The organism is Allobosea sp. 05L423 (assembly GCF_056397745.1).
Genome location: NZ_JBFTOA010000013.1, coordinates 55,276 through 74,055 on the forward strand (window position 1 = coordinate 55,276; position 18,780 = coordinate 74,055).

22 protein-coding genes are annotated in these 18,780 nt (G+C 65.8%); 8 read left to right on the top strand and 14 right to left on the bottom strand.

Features of this window, described 5'->3' with window-relative positions; translation table 11 throughout:
• Positions 1-217 precede the first annotated feature (217 nt).
• The 3 genes from AC1DNE_RS22455 to AC1DNE_RS22465 all read left to right on the top strand — a co-directional run bounded on the left by AC1DNE_RS22455 (position 218) and on the right by AC1DNE_RS22465 (position 2,093).
• Positions 218-1,018 carry a zinc-ribbon domain-containing protein gene (locus AC1DNE_RS22455; RefSeq protein ID WP_441472472.1) on the top strand — a complete coding sequence of 267 codons (801 nt, stop codon included), beginning with the start codon at positions 218-220 and terminating at the stop codon, positions 1,016-1,018.
• 130 nt (positions 1,019-1,148) lie between these two features.
• Positions 1,149-1,706 (top strand): hypoxanthine phosphoribosyltransferase, encoded by a 558-nt coding sequence (gene hpt, locus AC1DNE_RS22460; RefSeq protein ID WP_441472473.1) that lies wholly within the window; start codon positions 1,149-1,151, stop codon positions 1,704-1,706.
• A gap of 9 nt (positions 1,707-1,715) precedes the next feature.
• On the top strand, positions 1,716-2,093 hold the full coding sequence (locus AC1DNE_RS22465; RefSeq protein ID WP_441472474.1) for a response regulator: 378 nt from the start codon (positions 1,716-1,718) through the stop codon (positions 2,091-2,093).
• Between the two features lie 3 nt (positions 2,094-2,096).
• On the opposite strand, the gene AC1DNE_RS22470 is transcribed toward AC1DNE_RS22465, so the two are convergent.
• Both AC1DNE_RS22470 and AC1DNE_RS22475 read right to left on the bottom strand, forming a co-directional pair.
• On the bottom strand, positions 2,097-2,606 hold the full coding sequence (locus AC1DNE_RS22470) for a TspO/MBR family protein (protein ID WP_441472475.1): 510 nt from the start codon (positions 2,604-2,606) through the stop codon (positions 2,097-2,099).
• Positions 2,607-2,748: 142 nt separating this feature from the next.
• The gene (locus tag AC1DNE_RS22475) at positions 2,749-3,258 is read right to left on the bottom strand and encodes an Lrp/AsnC family transcriptional regulator (RefSeq protein WP_441472476.1); all 510 of its coding nucleotides are present in this window, start codon (positions 3,256-3,258) and stop codon (positions 2,749-2,751) included.
• 135 nt (positions 3,259-3,393) lie between these two features.
• Here AC1DNE_RS22475 and AC1DNE_RS22480 point away from each other — a divergent pair, with 135 nt between their 5' ends.
• Entirely contained in the window at positions 3,394-4,548 is a 1,155-nt protein-coding gene (locus AC1DNE_RS22480; protein WP_441472477.1) for a trans-sulfuration enzyme family protein, read from the top strand.
• Between the two features lie 7 nt (positions 4,549-4,555).
• On the opposite strand, the gene AC1DNE_RS22485 is transcribed toward AC1DNE_RS22480, so the two are convergent.
• Positions 4,556-5,140, bottom strand: a complete 585-nt coding sequence (locus AC1DNE_RS22485) for a glycoside hydrolase family 19 protein (RefSeq protein WP_441472478.1) — start codon at positions 5,138-5,140, stop codon at positions 4,556-4,558.
• 145 nt (positions 5,141-5,285) lie between these two features.
• Between AC1DNE_RS22485 and AC1DNE_RS22490 the strand changes: the two genes are divergently transcribed.
• The gene (locus tag AC1DNE_RS22490) at positions 5,286-6,584 is read left to right on the top strand and encodes an aminotransferase class V-fold PLP-dependent enzyme (RefSeq protein ID WP_441472479.1); all 1,299 of its coding nucleotides are present in this window, start codon (positions 5,286-5,288) and stop codon (positions 6,582-6,584) included.
• Between the two features lie 77 nt (positions 6,585-6,661).
• Here the strand turns inward: AC1DNE_RS22490 and AC1DNE_RS22495 are convergent, their stop codons facing one another.
• The gene (locus tag AC1DNE_RS22495) at positions 6,662-7,183 is read right to left on the bottom strand and encodes a cysteine dioxygenase (protein ID WP_476766229.1); all 522 of its coding nucleotides are present in this window, start codon (positions 7,181-7,183) and stop codon (positions 6,662-6,664) included.
• 180 nt (positions 7,184-7,363) lie between these two features.
• Here AC1DNE_RS22495 and AC1DNE_RS22500 point away from each other — a divergent pair, with 180 nt between their 5' ends.
• Positions 7,364-7,837 (top strand): Lrp/AsnC family transcriptional regulator, encoded by a 474-nt coding sequence (locus AC1DNE_RS22500; RefSeq protein WP_441472481.1) that lies wholly within the window; start codon positions 7,364-7,366, stop codon positions 7,835-7,837.
• A 70-nt stretch (positions 7,838-7,907) separates the two neighbouring features.
• On the opposite strand, the gene AC1DNE_RS22505 is transcribed toward AC1DNE_RS22500, so the two are convergent.
• The 6 genes from AC1DNE_RS22505 to AC1DNE_RS22530 all read right to left on the bottom strand — a co-directional run bounded on the left by AC1DNE_RS22505 (position 7,908) and on the right by AC1DNE_RS22530 (position 13,680).
• The gene (locus tag AC1DNE_RS22505; RefSeq protein WP_476766259.1) at positions 7,908-8,594 is read right to left on the bottom strand and encodes an OmpW/AlkL family protein; all 687 of its coding nucleotides are present in this window, start codon (positions 8,592-8,594) and stop codon (positions 7,908-7,910) included.
• Positions 8,595-8,749: 155 nt separating this feature from the next.
• Positions 8,750-10,372, bottom strand: coding sequence for a peptide chain release factor 3 (locus AC1DNE_RS22510; RefSeq protein WP_441472482.1), 1,623 nt, complete (start codon positions 10,370-10,372; stop codon positions 8,750-8,752).
• A 163-nt stretch (positions 10,373-10,535) separates the two neighbouring features.
• A complete protein-coding gene (locus AC1DNE_RS22515; protein WP_441472483.1) occupies positions 10,536-11,312 on the bottom strand; it encodes an ABC transporter permease in 777 nt (258 codons plus the stop codon).
• The gene (locus AC1DNE_RS22520; RefSeq protein WP_441472484.1) at positions 11,309-12,247 is read right to left on the bottom strand and encodes an ABC transporter ATP-binding protein; all 939 of its coding nucleotides are present in this window, start codon (positions 12,245-12,247) and stop codon (positions 11,309-11,311) included. The genes AC1DNE_RS22515 and AC1DNE_RS22520 overlap by 4 nt, the downstream gene beginning before the upstream one ends.
• Before the next feature lie 235 nt (positions 12,248-12,482).
• Positions 12,483-13,181, bottom strand: coding sequence for a hypothetical protein (locus AC1DNE_RS22525; protein WP_441472485.1), 699 nt, complete (start codon positions 13,179-13,181; stop codon positions 12,483-12,485).
• A 274-nt stretch (positions 13,182-13,455) separates the two neighbouring features.
• Positions 13,456-13,680, bottom strand: coding sequence for a YjiS-like domain-containing protein (locus AC1DNE_RS22530; protein ID WP_441472486.1), 225 nt, complete (start codon positions 13,678-13,680; stop codon positions 13,456-13,458).
• A gap of 103 nt (positions 13,681-13,783) precedes the next feature.
• On the opposite strand from AC1DNE_RS22530, the gene gcvA reads away from it, so the two are divergent.
• Positions 13,784-14,716, top strand: a complete 933-nt coding sequence (gcvA, locus tag AC1DNE_RS22535) for a transcriptional regulator GcvA (protein WP_441472487.1) — start codon at positions 13,784-13,786, stop codon at positions 14,714-14,716.
• Between the two features lie 110 nt (positions 14,717-14,826).
• Here gcvA and AC1DNE_RS22540 read toward each other — a convergent pair whose 3' ends face one another.
• The 4 genes from AC1DNE_RS22540 to AC1DNE_RS22555 form a co-directional block, all read right to left on the bottom strand.
• Positions 14,827-15,120 carry a hypothetical protein gene (locus tag AC1DNE_RS22540; protein ID WP_441472488.1) on the bottom strand — a complete coding sequence of 98 codons (294 nt, stop codon included), beginning with the start codon at positions 15,118-15,120 and terminating at the stop codon, positions 14,827-14,829.
• Positions 15,121-15,268: 148 nt separating this feature from the next.
• Positions 15,269-15,889: a TlpA family protein disulfide reductase gene (locus AC1DNE_RS22545; RefSeq protein ID WP_441472489.1), complete on the bottom strand. Its 621-nt coding sequence runs from the start codon at positions 15,887-15,889 to the stop codon at positions 15,269-15,271.
• Between the two features lie 137 nt (positions 15,890-16,026).
• Complete coding sequence (locus AC1DNE_RS22550) at positions 16,027-16,911, bottom strand: tellurite resistance TerB family protein (RefSeq protein ID WP_441472490.1); 885 nt, start codon at positions 16,909-16,911, stop codon at positions 16,027-16,029.
• A gap of 101 nt (positions 16,912-17,012) precedes the next feature.
• Positions 17,013-17,483, bottom strand: a complete 471-nt coding sequence (locus AC1DNE_RS22555) for an Lrp/AsnC family transcriptional regulator (protein WP_441472491.1) — start codon at positions 17,481-17,483, stop codon at positions 17,013-17,015.
• 125 nt (positions 17,484-17,608) lie between these two features.
• On the opposite strand from AC1DNE_RS22555, the gene hppD reads away from it, so the two are divergent.
• Positions 17,609-18,745, top strand: a complete 1,137-nt coding sequence (hppD, locus tag AC1DNE_RS22560) for a 4-hydroxyphenylpyruvate dioxygenase (protein WP_441472492.1) — start codon at positions 17,609-17,611, stop codon at positions 18,743-18,745.
• Positions 18,746-18,780 lie beyond the last annotated feature (35 nt).

An 18,780-nucleotide genomic window follows, 5' to 3' on the forward strand; every position in this document is an offset into this window, starting at 1 on the left:
GCAAGCGAGCCTGCCCGGAACGGCGCGATGGGTGCAGTCTGCGTCACAGATTCTTCACGGGGCGTTAACCATAAATCGTGCCAATAGCAGCGGGCATTTCCGTTCGCCGCCATTCGTGCTTCAGCGCCTGTCGTCGTGCCAGATCCTGAAGGACGAATCCCGGGCCGAAGCGTACCGGAGACACCCGGCCATCGTTGCGAAGAGATTGCCCAAGCCCATGCTGATCGTCTGCCCATCCTGTGCCAGCCAGTATGAACTCGACGCGGCCAAACTGGGGCCGGAAGGTCGAAAGGTGCGCTGCGCGAGCTGCAAGACCGCATGGCATGTCGAGCCGGTCGCCGTCTTTCCCGATGCACCCAGCGAGGAGGAGACGAAAGCCCTGCTGGCGGAGGAGATGGAGCGCGCTGCCGCCATCGACGCCGAGATCACCGCGCTTGCCGCCGAAACCAGTGAGAAGGCGGTTGCGGAGGCGGAATCCGACATCGTCGCCAATAGCCGGCCTCTCGCCCGGCGCGGCAGGCCCGGTGCGGCAAGGGCAACCGCTTCCAGGGTGAAGGGTTTGCGGCGCGCGGCGGCGTTACCGGCGGCGGCCGCTGTGGCGGGTCTTGCCCTGCTCGGCCTTTTCGCATGGCAGCGCAACGCAGTCGTCCGCGCTGCCCCGCAGCTCGCGAGCGTGTTCGAGACGGCCGGGCTACCGGTGAATGTGAGGGGCCTGAGCCTGGGCGCGATCGAGAGCGGGCTCGTCGAGGATGGTGCGAACCGTTTCCTCGTCGTCGAGGGCGATGTCACCAATATCACCAAGAGCAAGGCGAAAGTGCCGCTGATCGAGGTCGCGGTGAAGGATGCTGCCGGCGCGACGCTCTACACCTGGACGACGGAGTCGCCGCGGGCGAGTCTGGAGCCTGCCGAACTCATCCGTTTCCGGGCCCGGCTTGCTTCTCCCCCGGAAAGCGGGCGGTCCGTGCGGGTGCGCTTCACTTCGGCCGCGACAACCGCCAATATCGCCAGCACGCCCTGACGCTGCTAGGACGGGTGCTTGTCGATCGGGCCTGTCGGGCTGGACGGCGTTCATCAACAATCGCTGCACGGGCCCCGGCGCATCGATCTTGCGCGGGCCGGTTGCGGCCGGAAATGAAGACGGAGATATCATGCCGGAACGGCGGATCAGGGTTCTTTACGACGAGGCTGCGATCGCGCGGCGCAACCAGGAGATGGCGGAGGCCATTGCCGCCAGCAATCCCAAGGATCTGCTCGTCGTTGCCGTTCTGAAGGGCAGCTTCATGTTCGCGGCCGACCTGATCAGGGCGATGCACCGCATCGGCCTCGCGCCGCAGGTCGAGTTCATTCACCTCTCGAGCTACCGGACGGGAACCGTCTCGTCGGGGCAGGTCGAAATCCTGCGCGACGTGCAGAGCGAGGTGCGCGGGCGCGACGTGCTTCTGGTCGACGACATCCTGGAATCCGGCCGCACGCTGGCTTTCGCCAAGGATCTGCTGGCCGCACGCGGTGCCGCGAAGGTGTCCACCGCGGTTCTGTTGGAAAAGCCGCATAAGCGCGCGGTCAACATCCAGGCTGATTATGTAGGCTTCGAATGCCCGGACTATTTCGTCGTCGGCTATGGCATGGATGTCGCGCATTCCTATCGCCAACTGCCTTTCGTCGGCGTGATCGAGACGGAAGATCAGGCCGGACTGCCGGGCATCTGAGGAACTGCGATGTCACGTATTCTGGTCGTCGACGACGAGGAGCCGCTGCGCGTGCTGGTGGCGCGCGGCCTCAGCCTGGACGGCCATAGCTGCCTCACTGCTGCCGATGGCGCCGAGGCGCTCGACATCCTTCTGGCGGAGGAGGGGCGCTTCGACCTGCTGCTGACGGATATCCGCATGCCGCTGATGGACGGGATCGCGCTGGCGCTCGCCGCCAAGCAGCGCTTCCCCGAGCTGACCATCATGCTGATGACCGGCTATGCCGAGCAGCGCGAGCGCGCGAAGAGCCTGGAGACGATCGTCGCCGAAGTGATGGCGAAACCCTTCACCATCGCCGAACTCCGCGCCACCGTGATGAAGGTGATCGAGCGCTCGATCGGCGGATAATCCTCAGCGGTTGAGCCACCAGATCGAGGCATTGAGCAGGGTCGCGAAGGAGACCCATGCGAGATAGGGCCAGAGCAGATTGGCGGCGAGCCGGTCGAGCGGTCTGAAGGCGGCGATGGTCGCGAGGATCAGGACGAGCAGCGGCAGGATGACGATCAGCCCCGCCAGCGGGCTGTTGGCACCGAAGAAAGCGAAGGACCAGCCGATATTGAGCAGAAGCTGCAGGTGATAGACCAGCAGCGCGCGGCGCCGGCCGGGCACCCCGACAGGGATGCGCAGGATGCGGAAGGCCGCCAGCGCCATCAGCGCATAGAGCGCGGTCCAGACCGGCGCGAAGATCCAGTTCGGCGGGTTGAAGGCCGGCTTGGCGAGCCCGGCATACCACCCCGCAATCTGAGGAACCGTGACTGCACCGCCGAGCACCGACGCTGCGACGACCGGCAGGATCGCGATGATCAGCGCCGCCCAGAGCGGGGAGCAGCGTTCGGAGTGAATTCCCGGAAGCGTGTTCATACCCGGAAGATGATGCCGGTGCGTTGGGGCGGCAAGGCTGCCTGGCGCCACCTGACATGCGTCCTGCTCTGGATGGCATGTCTTCCGGTCATGGAACTCTTCCTGAGAAGGCCGAGGCGGAGGCCGCTTGCGAGACCGGGCGCTAGGCCCGCCGTTCGGGGCGAGCCGCCGCGGTAGCGCGCTCCGGCCGACCAGCTTGCGCCGGACCGACCACTTCGCGCATGGCGACATAGGTGTAGAACGACGACACGTTGGGGTCGTCGTGGAAAACCTCGCGCGCAAAGGCCGCGTAGGCTTCCATGCTCTCGACCTGAAGGTGGAGGACGAAATCCGCGCCTCCCGTCACATAGGACGCGTACCGAACCTCCGGCCGCAAACGCAGCTTGCGTGCGAAGGCCTCGGCGAGCTGAGAGCCCCTGTCGATCGAGACCAGCACGTGAATTGTGAGGGGAACGCCGAGCACGGCGGGGTTCACGATGGAGATGTCGGCCGTGATGATCTTTTCGGCTCGCAATCGCCGGAGGCGGCGGAGCACGGCGCTCTGAGACAATCCGACTCGCTCCGCCAGGACGCGGGCCGGCGTCTGGTTGTCGCGCTGCATCTCTTCGAGCAGGGCATGGTCGAACTGATCGAGGTCGGCGATTTTCGGCATCATGAGTTTCCTGGCGACGAAAATAGTCGCCCTATGGTGAAAAGCACCAACTTTAATTTTGGCTGAGCCCTAGAGTGCGTCTGACCGATCATGCGAGATCGTGTCGACATAGGCAGCGTGACGGTTGGAGAGACGATGAGCACGAAAAGCTGGAGCCCGCGGAGCCTCGCAGCGCAGGCGATGGGCAAGGTCGATTCGGTGACCAAGGCCGTGGTGCCGCCGATCCATGTCTCGACGACCTATATCCGCGACGAGGACAACGGCTACTCGACTGGTTTCATCTATGGCCGGCCTGACAACGAGACGGTCCATGAGGCGCAGGCCGTGCTCGCCATGCTGGAAGAGGCCAAGGCCGGCGCGCTGCTGTTCGGCTCGGGCATGGCTGCGGCGACCGCCGTGTTCCAGGCGCTCTCACCCGGCGACCACGTCGTCGCCTCCAAGGTGATGTACTGGGCGCTGCGCGCCTGGCTGCTCAACGAGGCGACACGGTGGGGCCTGAATGTCGATTTCGTCGAGACCGACGATCTCGCTGCGCTCAAGGCAGCCGTGAAGCCCGGCGCGACCAAGCTCGTCTGGATCGAGACGCCGTCGAACCCGCTCTGGACCATCACCGACATCGCGGCCGCGGCCGAGATCGCGCACAAGGCCGGCGCGCGGCTCGCGGTGGATTCGACCTGCGCCTCGCCGGTGCATACGCGGCCGCTGACGCTCGGCGCCGACATCGTGATGCATGCGGCGACCAAGGTTCTCAACGGCCATTCCGACGTCGTCGCCGGCGCGCTTTGCGCCAATGCCGACGATGAGTTCTGGAACCGCATCAAGACCGTGCGCAAAGGGCAGGGCGGCATCCTCGGCCCGTTCGAGGCTTACCTCCTGATGCGCGGCATGCGCACGCTGCATCTGCGGCAGGAGCGCCAGTCGGCTTCGGCGATGGAATTGGCGCAGCGCCTCTCGGCCCATCCGCTGGTGGCGCGCGTGCTCTATCCCGGCCTGCCGCAGCACCCCGGCCACGACATCGCTGCGCGGCAGATGGAAGGCGGCTTCGGCTTCATGCTGTCGATCCAGGTCACCGGGGGCGAGGCGGCGGCGGTCAAGGCCGCGGCCCATGTCGAACTCTACAAGCGTGCGACCTCGCTTGGCGGCGTCGAGAGCCTGATCGAGCATCGCGCCTCGATCGAGGGCGCCGGCTCGCCCTGTCCGACCGATTTGCTGCGCCTCTCGACCGGTATCGAGGATGTCGGGGATCTCTACGCCGATCTCGACCAGGCGCTGAAGGCCGGGCACGTTTGAGGGGCGGCTAGATCCAGATCGCTTTGGCGAGCTTCAGATAGCGCGCCCGCGCGGCCAGGCCGTTGTGCCCGCCATTGACGAGCTTCGTCACTCGCTCGACATCGTCGGCATCGGCGGCTGCGCCGATGCCGCGCTCGCGCCAATAGGAAAAGGCGACGGAGAGCGCGATCGCAGGTTCCTTTGCCCGCTCGGGCTCGGCTTCAAGATCGATGCCGAGAAGCTGCCCGAAGCGGCGATAGTTCGCCCGGCCGGTGAGCTGGAAGATGCCGCGGCCATGATAGCGAATGCCGTCGCCGGCCTGCGTGTTGCCGAGATCGCGCCGGCCTTCATAGCGGCTGAAGTAGACGGGGCCGCCATATTCCTCGAGCGTGCGGAAGCCGTCGGTCTCGTGTGCGGCTTGCGCGAGGAAGTGGCATATGCGCAGCCGCGTCGTCACGCCGTGGCCGGGCGCCAGCCGATCGAAGCCGCCTGCAATGCCGGCGAGGATCGCCGCGCCTCCATCGGGCGCGAGCCGGCGAAGCTTCGGCTCGGTGACGGCTGAGGGCGCTGGTGCCACAATCGTCGGCGCTCCCGTCCGGCCAAAAATCGACATGCGCAGGCTCCCCTGAGGTTTGAGCCGGCCAGCATGCGGCCGCCGTCCGGACCGGGGATAGAAGTGCCCCTTTATCCCCGCATTCCGTCACAGGGCTGAAACACCGCTTCGCTACGCGGCACCGACCCCGCAGGAGGCGACGACCATGCAAGCCCTCGAGACCAATCGCCGTGCGTTGCTGCTCGGCCTCGGCGCCGCTGCGCTGACGACGCAGGCCATGACCGCTTCGGCCCGCTCTTTGCCGGCACTGCCGACCGCGAATATCGGCTCCGACACCGCCTATTGGACTGCCGTGCGCAATCTCTATGCGGTGACGCCGGACATGGTGAACCTCGAGAACGGCTATTGGGGCATCATGGCCGAGCCGGTGAAGGCAGAATACAAGCGCCTGACCGACTTCGTGAATTTCGAGAACACGGTCTATGCCCGCACCAAGATCGGCAAGGACCTCGACGATGTCCGCACGCCGCTCGCCGCCTTTCTCGGCGTCGCGCGCGAGGAGATCGCGCTGTCACGCGGCGCGACCGAGGCTCTGCAGGCGCTGATCTCCGGCTACAACAAGCTGAAGCCCGGCGACACGGTGCTCTATGCCGATCTCGACTACGACTCGATGCAGTATGCGATGAACTGGCTGAAGGGGCGCCGCGGCGTCGATGTCGTCAAGTTCGCCATCCCGGAGCCGGCGACCCGTCAGGCGGTGCTCGACGCCTATGACGCTGCGCTCAAGGCCAATCCGAAGTCACGGCTCCTGCTGCTGACCCATGTCAGCCACCGCACCGGCCTGATGATGCCGGTCAAGGAGATCGCCGTCATGGCGAAGGCGCGCGGTGCCGACGTCATCCTCGACGCCGCCCATAGCTGGGGCCAGGTCGACTTCCAGGCCAAGGACCTCGGCGTCGATTTCATCGGCTTCAATCTGCACAAATGGATCGGCGCGCCGCTCGGCGTCGGCATGCTCTACATCAACAAGGAGCGCCTGGCCGACATCGACACCTATCTGGCCGACGAGGACTTCAAGGCCGACGATGTGCGCTCGCGGCTGCATACCGGCACGGTGAACTTCGCCGCCCAGCTCGCGGTGCCGACGGCGCTGGCGCTGCATCAGGAGATCGGCCCGCAGGCCAAGGAGGCGCGCTATCGCCATCTGCGCAACTACTGGGTCGCCAAGGCGCGAGAGCTGAAGGGCGTGGAAATCCAGACACCGGACGATCCGAGCATGGTCGCCGGCATTACCTCCTTCGCGCTGACCGGCAAGCGCACGGTGGCGGAGACCAACGCGATCGTCGCGGAGCTGCGGGACAAGCACAGGGTAATGACGGTGCGTCGTGGCGGCGTCGCCCGGGGCGACACGATCCGCATCTCGCCGGCGCCCTACATCATGGAAGCCGATCTCGATCGCTTCATCGCCGCGCTGGCGGTGGTTTCGGGCAACCGGGCGGGCTGAGGCCGATCGGGAAGCCGCGGGGCGGGGGTCCATGCACCCGTCCCGCCGCAAGCAGTGCGCCGCGGTTACGGCACGTGTCAGCCGCTGATGGCGGTATATTCGGTCTCGATCGAGGAGGCGTGAACCTCGTGGTCGAAGCCGTAGATATGGATCGAAATCGCCTCGCCCGGCCCGAAATTACGCATGCGGTGGATGTTCGGGCCTGAGGGCAGCATGCAGGCAACATAGCCCGGCTGGCGCTCCTGCTCTTCGGTAGGCACGGCGCGGGCGCCGTCGATGGCCCGATACCACGTCTCGGTTACGGTGCCGGAGACGACGCCAAAGCAGCAAGAGCAATGGTGATCATGGATCGAGGTGGCCGAGCCTTCGCCCCAGACGATGGCCCAGACGCTGACATCCTCATTGCCGGCGAGCAGGTTGCGGCTGTAGCCGCCCGCCTTGCGCTCCAGCGGCAGGCGCTGGATCAGATCGGGCATGGCGACAAGCTCGTGCAGGACTTCTCGCGCTGCTGAGAGATAGTCGCGCGACAGCGTGCCTGCATCGGTCCGCAGGCTCTGGAGTACGGCCCCACGCCGCTCCTCGTTCAGAAACCCCTGCATGTCGTCCCCCTCTCGAACCCTTGCGAAAAAGGATACGGGAGGGGGGCGGGCATTGGTTTGCGCAGTTGGAGAATTTTCTTCCCTGATTGGAACCTGTTGCCCTAAATGGGATAATACGTGGAAAATATTCTCCGCTTCATTCCTTGGGAAAGAAGCTGATGCCGAATTCGCCGAGGTTTCATGGCCAAGCTCGATGCTTTCGACCTGCGCATTTTGGCGCGGCTGCAGGAGGATGCGAGTCTGCCGCTCGCTGAACTCGCGGAGGCGGTGGGACTATCGTCATCGCCCTGCTGGCGGCGGGTGCAGAAGCTCGAGGAGGGCGGCTACATCAAGCGCCGCGTAGCGCTGCTCGACCGGGAGATGCTCAAGGCCGGCGTCACGGTCTTCATCGCGATCAAGACGGCCCGCCATTCGATGGAGTGGCTCGAACGCTTTCATCAGGCCGTGCACGACCTGCCGGAGATCGTCGATTTCTACCGGATGAGCGGCGAGATCGATTATCTGCTCAAGGCCTATGTCGCCGACATCGCCGCCTATGACGCGCTCTACAAGAAGCTGATCTCGCGCATCGACCTCAGCGACGTGACCTCGATGTTTGCGATGGAGGAGCTGAAATCCACCTCGGCGATCCCGCTGGGTTTCGCCGAGGTGTGAACGCCGGCGGCGGAGGGAGGGGCGAACCGTTCCCTTTCCGCCAGCCGAACCGCCGAAGCCGGGCCGGATCTCAGAAGCGGTAGGTGACGCCGGCGCCGATGAGCCAGGGGTCGATCTTGACCTTGCCGGCGATGAGTCCGTTGTTCACCTTCACCTTGGGCTCCAGGAAGATTTTCTTGACGTCGAAGTTGAGGCCCCAGTGCTGGTCGATCATGTAGTCGAAGCCGGCCTGGAGCGCGAAGCCGAAGGAATCCTTCAGGTCGAAATCGGTGAAGCCGCCCTTGGCCTTCTCGTTGAAGAAGACGGTGTAGTTCACGCCGACGCCGAGATACGGCTTGAAGGCGCCGAGGTCGGTGAAGTGGTACTGCAGCATCAGGGTCGGCGGCAGCAGCCAGGCCGAGCCGATGCGCGCGCCGGCGAGACTGCCCGCACCCTTCACATTATGCGGGGTGACGCCGAGGATGAGCTCGGCGGCGATGTTCTTGGTGAAGAAGTAGGTGATGTCGAGCTCGGGCACGACCGAATTGGAGATATCGACCTTGCCGCCGACGATCGGCGCCCCGCCCAGCCTCAGGCTCGCCTCTTCCTGCGGCATGACGAAGAGCGCGCGTCCGCGGATCATCCACGGGCTCCAGCTGGTGAGCACCGGGGCCAGGGGAGCGGCCTTGGTCGAGGGCAAATCGGCCGCCTGGGCGCTGGTCAGCGCCGTGGCGCCCAGCAGCACGGCGGCAAGAGAAAGACGGATCGAGCGAGACATCATGGTAGCAGCTTCCGGAGTCGCGAGCCTGCGACGCGGGTTGCGCCTCAAAGCTCATGCCTCCATCAGCGCCGGTTTCGCGCGATGCGAATTGATGCGGATCAACCCGAAAGGAGCGCGCCGCGGCCTGTCGCTTTCAGGCCACAGCGGCCGGCTCAGCCCTTCACGCCCTTCTGATAGTCCTTGATGGCCGAGAAGGTCACATCGGGTGCGCGCTCGGCGTCGTATTTCAGCGTGAACTGTGATGAGGCCATGAAGACCGGGTCGCCGTCGAGGTCGTCGGCCATGGCCGAGGGCTTCAACCCGACGAATTTCGCCAGCGCCGCCTTGTCGTCCGAGGAGACCCAGCGGGCGATCGCGAACTGGCAGGGCTCGAAGTCGATCGGCAGCGAATACTCCGCCTCCATGCGCTCCTTGAGCACGTCGAGCTGGAGGGCGCCGACGACGCCGACGATGGCGGGCGCGCCGTCATGCGGCAGGAAGAGCTGGACGACGCCTTCCTCCGCCATCTGCTGCAGGGCTTCGCGCAGCTTCTTGGCCTTCATCGCGTCCTTCAGCTTGACGCGGCGCAGGATTTCCGGCGCGAAGCTCGGCACCCCCTTGAAGACGATGTCCTCACCCTCGGTCAGCGTGTCGCCGATGCGCAGCGTGCCGTGGTTGGGCAGGCCGACGATGTCGCCGGCGAAGGCTTCCTCCGCAATCGAGCGGTCGCGTGCGAAGAAGAACTGCGGCGCGTTGAGCGGCATCGGCTTGCCGGTGCGGACGAGCTTGGCCTTCATGCCGCGCGTCAGCTTGCCCGAGCAGACGCGCATGAAGGCGATGCGGTCGCGATGGTTGGGGTCCATGTTCGCCTGGATCTTGAAGACGAAGCCGGTCATCTTCGGCTCAGACGCTTCGATCGGGCGCTTGTCGGCGAGCTGGGCGCGCGGGCTCGGGGCGTAGGCGCCGAGCGCATCGATGAGGTCGCGCACGCCGTAGTCGCGCAGTGCCGCGCCGAAATAGAGCGGCGTCAGATGGCCCTCGCGGAAGGCCTGCAGATCGAAGGGCTTCAGGCCCTCGGCGGCGAGGAAGACCTCTTCGCGCCAGGTCTCGGCGGCGCCATGCGGCAGAAGCTCGTCGAAGAGCGGATCGTCCCAGCCGGAGACGCGCTGATCCTCGGCGCTCTCGTCGCCCTTCTGGTTGCGGCGGAAGGTGTTGGCCTTCAGGTCGTAGGTGCCGGCGAATTCGCGCCCGCGGCCGACCGGCCAGGTCATCGGCGCGACGTCGAGCGCCAGCGTCGTCTCGATCTCGTTGATCAGGTCGAAGGGGTCGCGGGTCTCGCGGTCGACCTTGTTGATGAAGGTTACGATCGGGATATCTCTGAGACGGCAGACCTCGAAGAGCTTCTTGGTGCGGTCCTCGATGCCCTTCGCCGCGTCGATCACCATGACGGCGGAGTCGACCGCGGTCAGCGTCCGGTAGGTGTCTTCCGAGAAGTCTTCGTGGCCGGGCGTGTCGAGCAGGTTGAAGACATGGCCGCCATATTCGAAGGTCATCACGGAGGTGACGACCGAGATGCCGCGCTGGCGCTCGATCTTCATCCAGTCCGACGAGGTCTGGCGGCGGCCCTGCTTGGCGCGGACTTCGCCGGCGAGCTGAATGGCGCCGCCGAAATAGAGCAGCTTCTCGGTCAGCGTCGTCTTGCCCGCGTCAGGGTGCGAGATGATGGCGAAGGTGCGCCGGCGCGCATGCGGCGCGGGGCGGGCCGCGGACGCCTCGATGGTCGAAAGATCGGTCATGGCGCGCATCAAGACGGAAGGGGGGCGGAAGTCAATTGGTTGTACGGAACGTCATTCTCGGGCGTAGCGAAGCGCAGACCCGAGAATCTCCTCCCGGAGGAGGCTCGGGCGCGTCATTGTCATGAGATGCTCGGGTCAAGCCCGAGCATGACGGCTCTCTTGCTCAATTCTTCAGCCGATATCCCGTCTTGAAGATCCAGCCGACCACTGCGATGCAGGCGGCGAGGAAGACGAGCGTCATGCCGAGGCTCACGCCGAGGCTGACATCGGCGAGCCCGAAGAAGCTCCAGCGGAAGCCGCTGATCAGATAGACGACCGGGTTGAACAGCGTCACCGTCTGCCAGAAGGGCGGGAGCATGCTGATCGAGTAGAAGGAGCCGCCGAGGAAGGCGAGCGGCGTCACGATCAGCAACGGGATGACCTGCAGCTTCTCGAAGCCGTCGGCCCAGATGCCGATGATGAACCCGAACAGGCTGAAGGTCGTCGCCGTCAGCACCAGGAAGAGCAGCATCATGAAGGGGTGCTCGATCCGGAGCGGGACGAAGAAGGCCGCCGTTGCGAGGATGATGAGGCCGAGCAGGATCGATTTCGACGCGGCCGCGCCGACATAGGCTATCACCGCCTCCCACCAAGCGACGGGAGCGGAGAGCAGCTCGTAGATCGTGCCGGTGAATTTCGGGAAATAGATCGCGAAGGAGGCGTTGGCGATGCTCTGCGTCAGCAGCGAGAGCATGATCAGGCCGGGCACGATGAAGGCGCCATAGGGCACGCCGTCGATCGACTGCATGCGTGAGCCGATCGCCCCGCCGAAGACGATGAAATAGAGCGAGGTCGACAGCACCGGCGAGACGATGCTCTGCAGCGGCGTGCGCCAGGTGCGCGCCATCTCGAAGCGGTAGATCGCCGCGATGGCATGCGGGTTGAAGCTTGCGGCGCTCATGCCCGCTCCCTCACCAGATTGACGAAGATCTCTTCCAGCGAACTCTGGCTGGTGCTGAGGTCGCGGAAGCGGATGCCCGCTTCCGACAGGCCCTGGAGCAGTGTGGTGATGCCGGTGCGCTCGGCCTGGGTGTCGTAGGTGTAGACGATCTCATCGCCACCCTCAGACAGCTTCAGGTCGAAGCCCGCGAGCGTCGCCGGGACGGCGCCGATCGGCTGCTGGAGCTGCAGGGTGAGCTGCTTCTTGCCGAGCTTGCGCATCAGCTCGGCTTTTTCCTCGACCAGGATGATTTCGCCCTTGGAGATCACGCCGACGCGGTCGGCCATTTCCTCGGCCTCTTCGATGTAGTGCGTGGTCAGGATGATGGTGACGCCATCATCCCTGAGCCGGCGCACCATTTGCCACATGTCCTGCCTGAGCTCGACATCGACGCCGGCCGTCGGCTCGTCAAGGAAGAGGATGCGCGGCTCGTGCGAGAGCGCCTTGGCGATCATCACGCGCCGCTTCATGCCGCCGGAGAGGCGGCGGATCTGCGTGTCTTTCTTGTCCCAGAGCGAGAGGTCCTTGAGGATTCGCTCGATCAGGGCCGGATCCTTCGGCTTGCCGAAAAGCCCGCGGCTGAAGCTGACCGTGCTCCAGACGGTCTCGAAGGCATCGGTCGTCAGCTCCTGCGGTACGAGGCCGATGGCGGAACGGGCCGCGCGATAGTCGCGCTGGATGTCGTGCCCATCCGCCAGAACCGTGCCGGTGCTTGGCCGCACGAGCCCGCAGATGATGCTGATCAGCGTCGTCTTGCCGGCGCCGTTGGGGCCGAGCAGAGCGAAGATCTCGCCGCGCCGGATGGCGAGGTCCACCGATTTCAGCGCGCTGAAGCCGGTGGCATAGGTTTTGGAGAGGCCGGAGACCGAGATGATCGGCGGGGTCGTGTCTGACATGGGCGGCATATAGGGGAGCCGGAGCTTGGTTGCGATGGCGGGGCCATGCCGGGAAAGCATGATCGCCTGTCAGTTCGTGGCGGGAAGCGCCGCCGCAAACGAGAAGGCCGGGCGCAGGGCCCGGCCTTCTTCACGCGACGCAACCGCACGCTACTTCATGAAAAACCACAGCAGGATGATGATCGGGATCGGAATACCCACAAGCCACAGGATGATGGAACGCATTGGCAGCCCCTCATTGAAAGGATGATGCTGCGGCAACGCTTCCGGGCGGGTAAAAGTTCCTACCGGTCCGTGCCTGGGACGGGGCCAGGGCTTCCGCGCTCGGGTGCCAGATAGGTTGGTAGCCATGCCTCAGCGCGGCAAGCGTGGCTGGCGGGGTGAGAACGGTCGCCAGCCCTTTCGGACGGGGATGAAGCGCAACATAGCCGGCTGGTGACCAGAGCAGGGCGGTGTCTGCGCGCAGTGCCAGAAATGCTCCTTCGCTCTCGGACAGGAGCATCGCGCCGTCCGGCAGTTCTTCTGCCGGCAGCCGGTGCATGCGCTTGGCCCGTCCTATCCGGCGATCGGCATCGAGGATGCGGTCGATCTCGGGAAAGAGCGGCGTTTCCGGGAGGCGCAGGCCCTGCACCAGCGCGTCGCGATAGGCGAGCGCGTCGCGGCGGCGGCATTCCATGCAGGGGCGATGGCCGGCTGCAAGCGCCGTCACCTCGTCGCAAAAGAAGAGCTCGGTGTAGCCGTGGCCCCAGACCTTCCGGCGGCGCCCCTTGAATGAGAGGACGCAGCAGAGCCAGTGCTGCGTCGCCTGAATGCGGGCCGGCACCTCGCGCCGGTCGGGATCGTGGAAGCGGCCGCCGCGATTGCCGAAGAACAGCCCGCGCGCCGGGTCGGCGGTGAGCGTGCCGTCAGGCCTGACTCGGTTGGGCAGGGGCATCGACGATCTCCGTTACGAGCGCGGGATCATGATTTAGCCCCCGCGCGTCAGATCACGTCAGCGATGTCGATCGTGGCAGCTTCCCGCTGAAGCGCTGCATCGCCTGGATCGTTACCGGCAATCTGTGCAAGGCAACGGCCGGCAAGGGGCGCGTCGGCGAGCGTGCGACGACAGGAAAAGGGGGCTGGCGGTCGTTGTCGACCTCCAGCCCCTTTTTTCGTTCGGTTCCGTTCTGGCCGGCCTCGGTCCGGTCGGGTTCTCCGCAGCGGGCTTCTCAGGCGGCTCCGGCAGGGCGGCCGGCGTCCGCGTTGACGCGCTCGACATCACTGCGCGACAGGGCGAGATCGGAGAGGGCCCGTTCGTCCATCGCGTAGAGCGCGCGTGCGCTGCTCCTGGCATCGAGCCAGGCCTCGAGCTGCAACAGCAGCCCCAGGGCACGGCCGCTCGACCGGCGGGGAGCGGAGAAGGAAAGTCCGGCTATGGCAGGGCTGGCGTACATGACGCGCCTCCTGAGTGATCTAATCGACCCGGAATCTGCGCCTTGCCCGAGGGGGAAGCAAATGCGAAGTTCTTCGCATTGCCCAAGCTGAACTTGGCCTGACATGAGCCGTCGCCATCTCCCGCCCCTGGCTTCCCTGCGCGCCTTCGAAGCCGCTGCCCGGCATCGCAATTTCGAGAAGGCGGGGGATGAGCTCGCCGTTACCGCAAGCGCCGTCGGCCAGCATGTGAGGTCGCTCGAAGCCTGGCTGCGGCGCCCGCTCTTCATCCGGCTGCCGAGCAAGGGCGTTGCCTTGACCGAGATCGGCGAACGTTATGCCGCGACGATCTCGCAGGTGCTCGACCAGCTCAACGAAGCCACGGCCCGGGCTTTGAGACCGGAGGCGCCGAACGCCCTGACGGTCAGCACCTTGCCGAGCTTCGCCCTGAACTGGTTGATCCCAAGGCTCGGCTCGCTGAAGGAGCGCGAGCCCAACCTGGAGGTGCGGGTCGAGATCTCGGTGAGCCTGACCGATTTCGCCCGCGAGAATGTCGACGTAGCGATCCGCTTGGGCCGCGGCGGCTATCCGGGGTTGCAGACGGATCTCCTGATGGAGGAGAATTTCTTTCCCGTTTGCAGCGCCGCGCTGCTCGGCGACCCGGAGCGGCCGCTACGCGAGCCGGCGGACCTCAGCCATCACACCTTGCTGCATGAGATTCCGGAGGGAATCCCTGATTTTATTACCTGGCCGCGCTGGCTCGGCGCGGTCGGCCTGCCCCAGATCGACGCGACGCGGGGCCCACGCTTCTCGCACACCTTCCTGGCCTTGCAGGCCGCCGCGTCAGGGCAGGGGGTGGCGCTCGCCACCAATGTCCTGATCGGGGATTATCTCGATGCCGGTCGTCTGGTCCGGCCGTTCCCGCATCAGGTCAAGGGGCCGCACCAGTACTATCTGGTCTGCCCGGTGGCTTCCGCGCAGCGGCCGGCCATCGCGGCTTTCCGGAAGTGGATCTGCGACGAGGCGGCAGCCCATGTGGCGCTGAGCGTCGGTCCGTGAGCATGGCTGCCGCGCTCACGGACGGCGCCTGATGCCGGTCACGCCGGAAGCAAAAAAGCCCCTCGGAGAGGGGCTTCAGTCTGGTCTCGAGAACTCAGGGTGCCGAAGCCTCAGTAGTAGCCGCAGACCCGGCGGTAGCCGATGACGTTGCCCCAGCGGTCGAAACGCTCGACCAGATCACAGGAGCGGACGGGAGCGGCATAATAGCCGTGGCCATAAGCCGGGCGAGTGGCCGAGGCGATGATAGCGCCCGCGGCGAGCGCGCCAACCACACCGGCTCCGACGCCCCAGCCACCGTAGCCATAGCCCCAGCGCGGGCGCGCCTCGGCGCCGGAGGCGATGAAAGTGGTGGCCAGGGTCGCGGCCGCGAGGGTGGCGGTCAGCGTCTTGCGGAACGTCGTCATGCTCGTCTCTCCCGACTGGTTCGAGAGCGAACTGCTCGCCCTCTATGCCGATTGGTCGCGGGACGGAGCGGGGAGGTTCAATGCAGGAGGCGATTATTTTTTCGGGGTCGATCCGCGGGAGCGCACGAACCCTGCTTTCATTGGCAAATCAGCCCGCCGCTCTTGCGTAGAAGCGCAGCAATTTCAGCCCCTCAGGGTTGTCCCAGTCCGCTTCGCCGACGAGATAGCCGACGCTACGCGCTTCATGATCGAGCACATAGGTCATTGGCATGCCGTAGAGGGCGAATGGCGTTGGCTGGGTCGATTTCGGCCCGGAAGCAACTGCGCCGGCAGCATCGATGAAGGTCGAGAGGTCGGCAAGCCCAAGGCGCTTGAGATAGGCGATCACGGTCGCCGCCGATTTGTCCAACGACACCGGAAGGACGACGAAGGGCTCATGCGCCGCTCTTGCCTGCAGGCGCCGCAGGATCGGCAGCTCGCGCCGGCAGGGCGGGCACCAGCTCGCCCAGAAATTCAGGAGAATGGCTTTGCCGCGATAAGCCGAGAGGGGCCTGCTCTTGCCGTCGAGGTCGGTGAGCGCGAGGGAGCCGGCATCCTCCGGCGGATCGAGCTGCACGAATTGCGAGGCGGAGCCGGCAAAGAGCGGCGGCCGCGCAAGAGCGGGCACGGCGGCAAGCGGCGAGAGCAGCGTCAGCGCGAGGGCTTGGCGGCGCGTCGGCGAGGGGGCGTTCAGCTCCGGTGCCGGTCCGCCGTTCTTCGAGTCAGGCATGGCCCCGCACCTAGCAGCAGGGAACACGGAAGTGGAGGCGGCGCGGCTTCCAACTCGCGAGCCTGTGATGTTCTCAGCCGGCTTCCGCGATGGGCGAAAGCCGGCGCTGGCGGTGCCTGTGGTCTGCCTTGCCCGGTTCAGACCTTTGCGGCGCTGGCAGCAGCGTCGATATTGGCGACGAGTTCCGCGTCCAATCCCAGCGAACCGGCGAGGCCGGCCAGGAAGTCCTTCTCCGGCGCAGTGTCCGGATTGATGGCGATGCGCGCCGCCGTATAGATCTGCGCGGCGAGTTCCGGGCTTTCTGAGGCTTCGACGAGTTCGTCGATCGAGGCTGGCTTGGCGAGTTCCTGTGCCAGCCAGGCATGGGCGTCCTGATCGAGATTGGCCTCCTTGAGGCCGCCGAGAATCGCATCGCGTTCTTCGGTGTCGATATGGCCATCAGCCGCCGCTGCCGCGATCATGGCGCGGACGAAGACGAGGGCGGTCGCTTCGCTCGCCGCCTGCGGCTCGAAGCCGGTTCCGGCGGGGGCGGGCAGCAACTCCTGCTGGCGGCTGTCGAGCACGGGCTTGCCGGCCTGATAGTTCTGGTAGGCCTTGTAGGCGAGGCCGCCGATCAGGGCGAGGCCGCCGAGCTTGGCTGCCGAGCCGGCGACGGAGCGGCCGGTCGAGGTGCCGAAGACGAGCGCGCCGAGACCGCCGAGCACGGCCGTTGCGAGGGCAGGGTTGCTGTTGAACAGGCCCTTCGCCTGCTCGATGAGCTGGTCGGGTGTCTTGCCGCCGGTGATCCGGCCGAGCGCATCGTTCGCGCCCTGCTGCACGCCGGTCTGGCGCGCGGCGTCGCCGACGCCCTGACTTGCCTGGGTCAGGATTTGCCCGGCGAGCCCGCCGAGGCCACCCGAACGCTGCACCTGTTCCGCCAGGCCGCCGAGCATGCCGCCGAGGCCACCCTGCTGACCCGCCTGCGTACCTGCCTGGCTGCCGGCGCTGATCAGGGCATCAAGCAGCGATTTGGCGTTGAACATCGACGTTCTCCTGTGGTGGCCGCAGTGGGAGGGCATGCGACCGGGATCGATCAGCCGCATCAAAGCGGCGTGACGAAGGCGCAGTTTGCACAAGCGCCGCGCTATGTCATCGGCAGCGGCAGGAGCCCCGGTTCCTTAAGCGTTTCGAGCGCGATCTCGGAGCGGACGCGCGCCACGCTCTCATGCGGCATCAGGATTTCGTTGACGAGCCGGGCGAGCGCCTTGAGATCGCCGACCGCCACCTTCAGCAGGTAGTCCGCCTCGCCCGTGAGCGCATGAGCCTCGAGAATCGCCGGCGTCAGCCGGACGAGGTCGCGGAAGCGCCGGGCGTTGTCGCGCGAATGGGTGTCGAGCGCGACATGGATGAAGACGATGACGCCGAGCCCGACGGCTGCCGGCTCCAGCGCCGCGCGGTAGCCGCGGATTACGCCGTCCTGCTCGAGGCGCTGGCGGCGGCGCGAAACCTGGCTGGCAGACAGGCCGATCTGCTCCGCGAGAGTTGCATTGGTCAAGGAAGCGTCGCGCTGCAGGGCATCGAGAAGCCGCCAATCGAGGGTGTCGAGCGTGGTCATGTCGTGCGCCATTCTGCTTGTGGGTGCATGGATGATGCATCTCTTGCGCGGCTGCGTACAGATTCGCACGCCCCTTGCCTCCATTCTGCGTGACCATGTGCCCTCAACAGAACAGGAGGAGTGCCATGGGTCCCTTTCCGCACGATGCGGCACCGCCGGAAATCTCGGCCGCGAATCCGATGGGCACGGACGGCTTCGAGTTCGTCGAGTACGCCCATCCCGAGCCGGAGAAGCTCGGCGCGCTGTTCGAGACCATGGGCTTCATGCCCGTTGCCCGTCACCGTTCGAAGCAGGTGACGCTCTACCGCCAGGGCGATGTCAATTTCGTCGTCAATGCCGAGCCGGATTCCTTCGCCCAGGCCTTCGCCGCCGAGCATGGCCCCTGCGCATGCGCGATGGCCTTCCGCGTGGTCGATGCGAAGCATGCCTTCGAGCGGGCCGTCTCGCTCGGCGCAGAGCCCTATGAGAGCGCGATCGGGCCGGGCGAGCTTGCGATCCCTGCCGTACGCGGCATCGGCGGATCGCTGCTCTATTTCGTCGATCGCTATGGCGAGAAGGGCTCGATCTGGGATGTCGATTTCGAGTGGATCGGTGAGCGCGATCCGCATCCCGAGCAGGCCGGCCTCTATTATCTCGATCACCTCACCCACAACGTCCACCGCGGGCGCATGGACCATTGGGCCGGCTGGTACGGCAAGCTGTTCAATTTCCGCGAGATCCGTTTCTTCAACATCGAAGGCAAGCTGACCGGCCTGATCTCGCGGGCATTGACCTCGCCCTGCGGCAAGATCCGCATTCCGATCAACGAGTCGCTCGACGACAAGAGCCAGATCGAGGAGTACCTGCGCCAGTACAAGGGCGAGGGCATCCAGCATGTCGCGATGGGCGCGCGCGACATCTATGCCAGCGTCGAGCAGTTGCGCCGTAACGGCCTGCCCTTCATGCCGTCGCCGCCAGACACCTATTACGAGAAGGTCAATGCGCGCGTGCCGAACCATGGCGAGCCGGTCGAGCGGCTGAAGGCGGACGGCATCCTGATCGACGGCGAGGGAGCCGTGGCGCTCGGGGACAAGCAGGGGCGGATGAGCAAGGTGCTGCTGCAGATCTTCTCGGGCACCGTGCTCGGCCCGATTTTCTTCGAATTCATTCAGCGCAAGGGTGATGACGGCTTCGGCGAGGGCAATTTCCGCGCTCTGTTCGAGTCGATCGAGGAGGACCAGATCCGGCGCGGCGTGCTCAAGCCCGCGGACGCGGCGGAGTGAGGTTTCTGCCCTGTCGCGCGGGTGCCTTTCGCGCG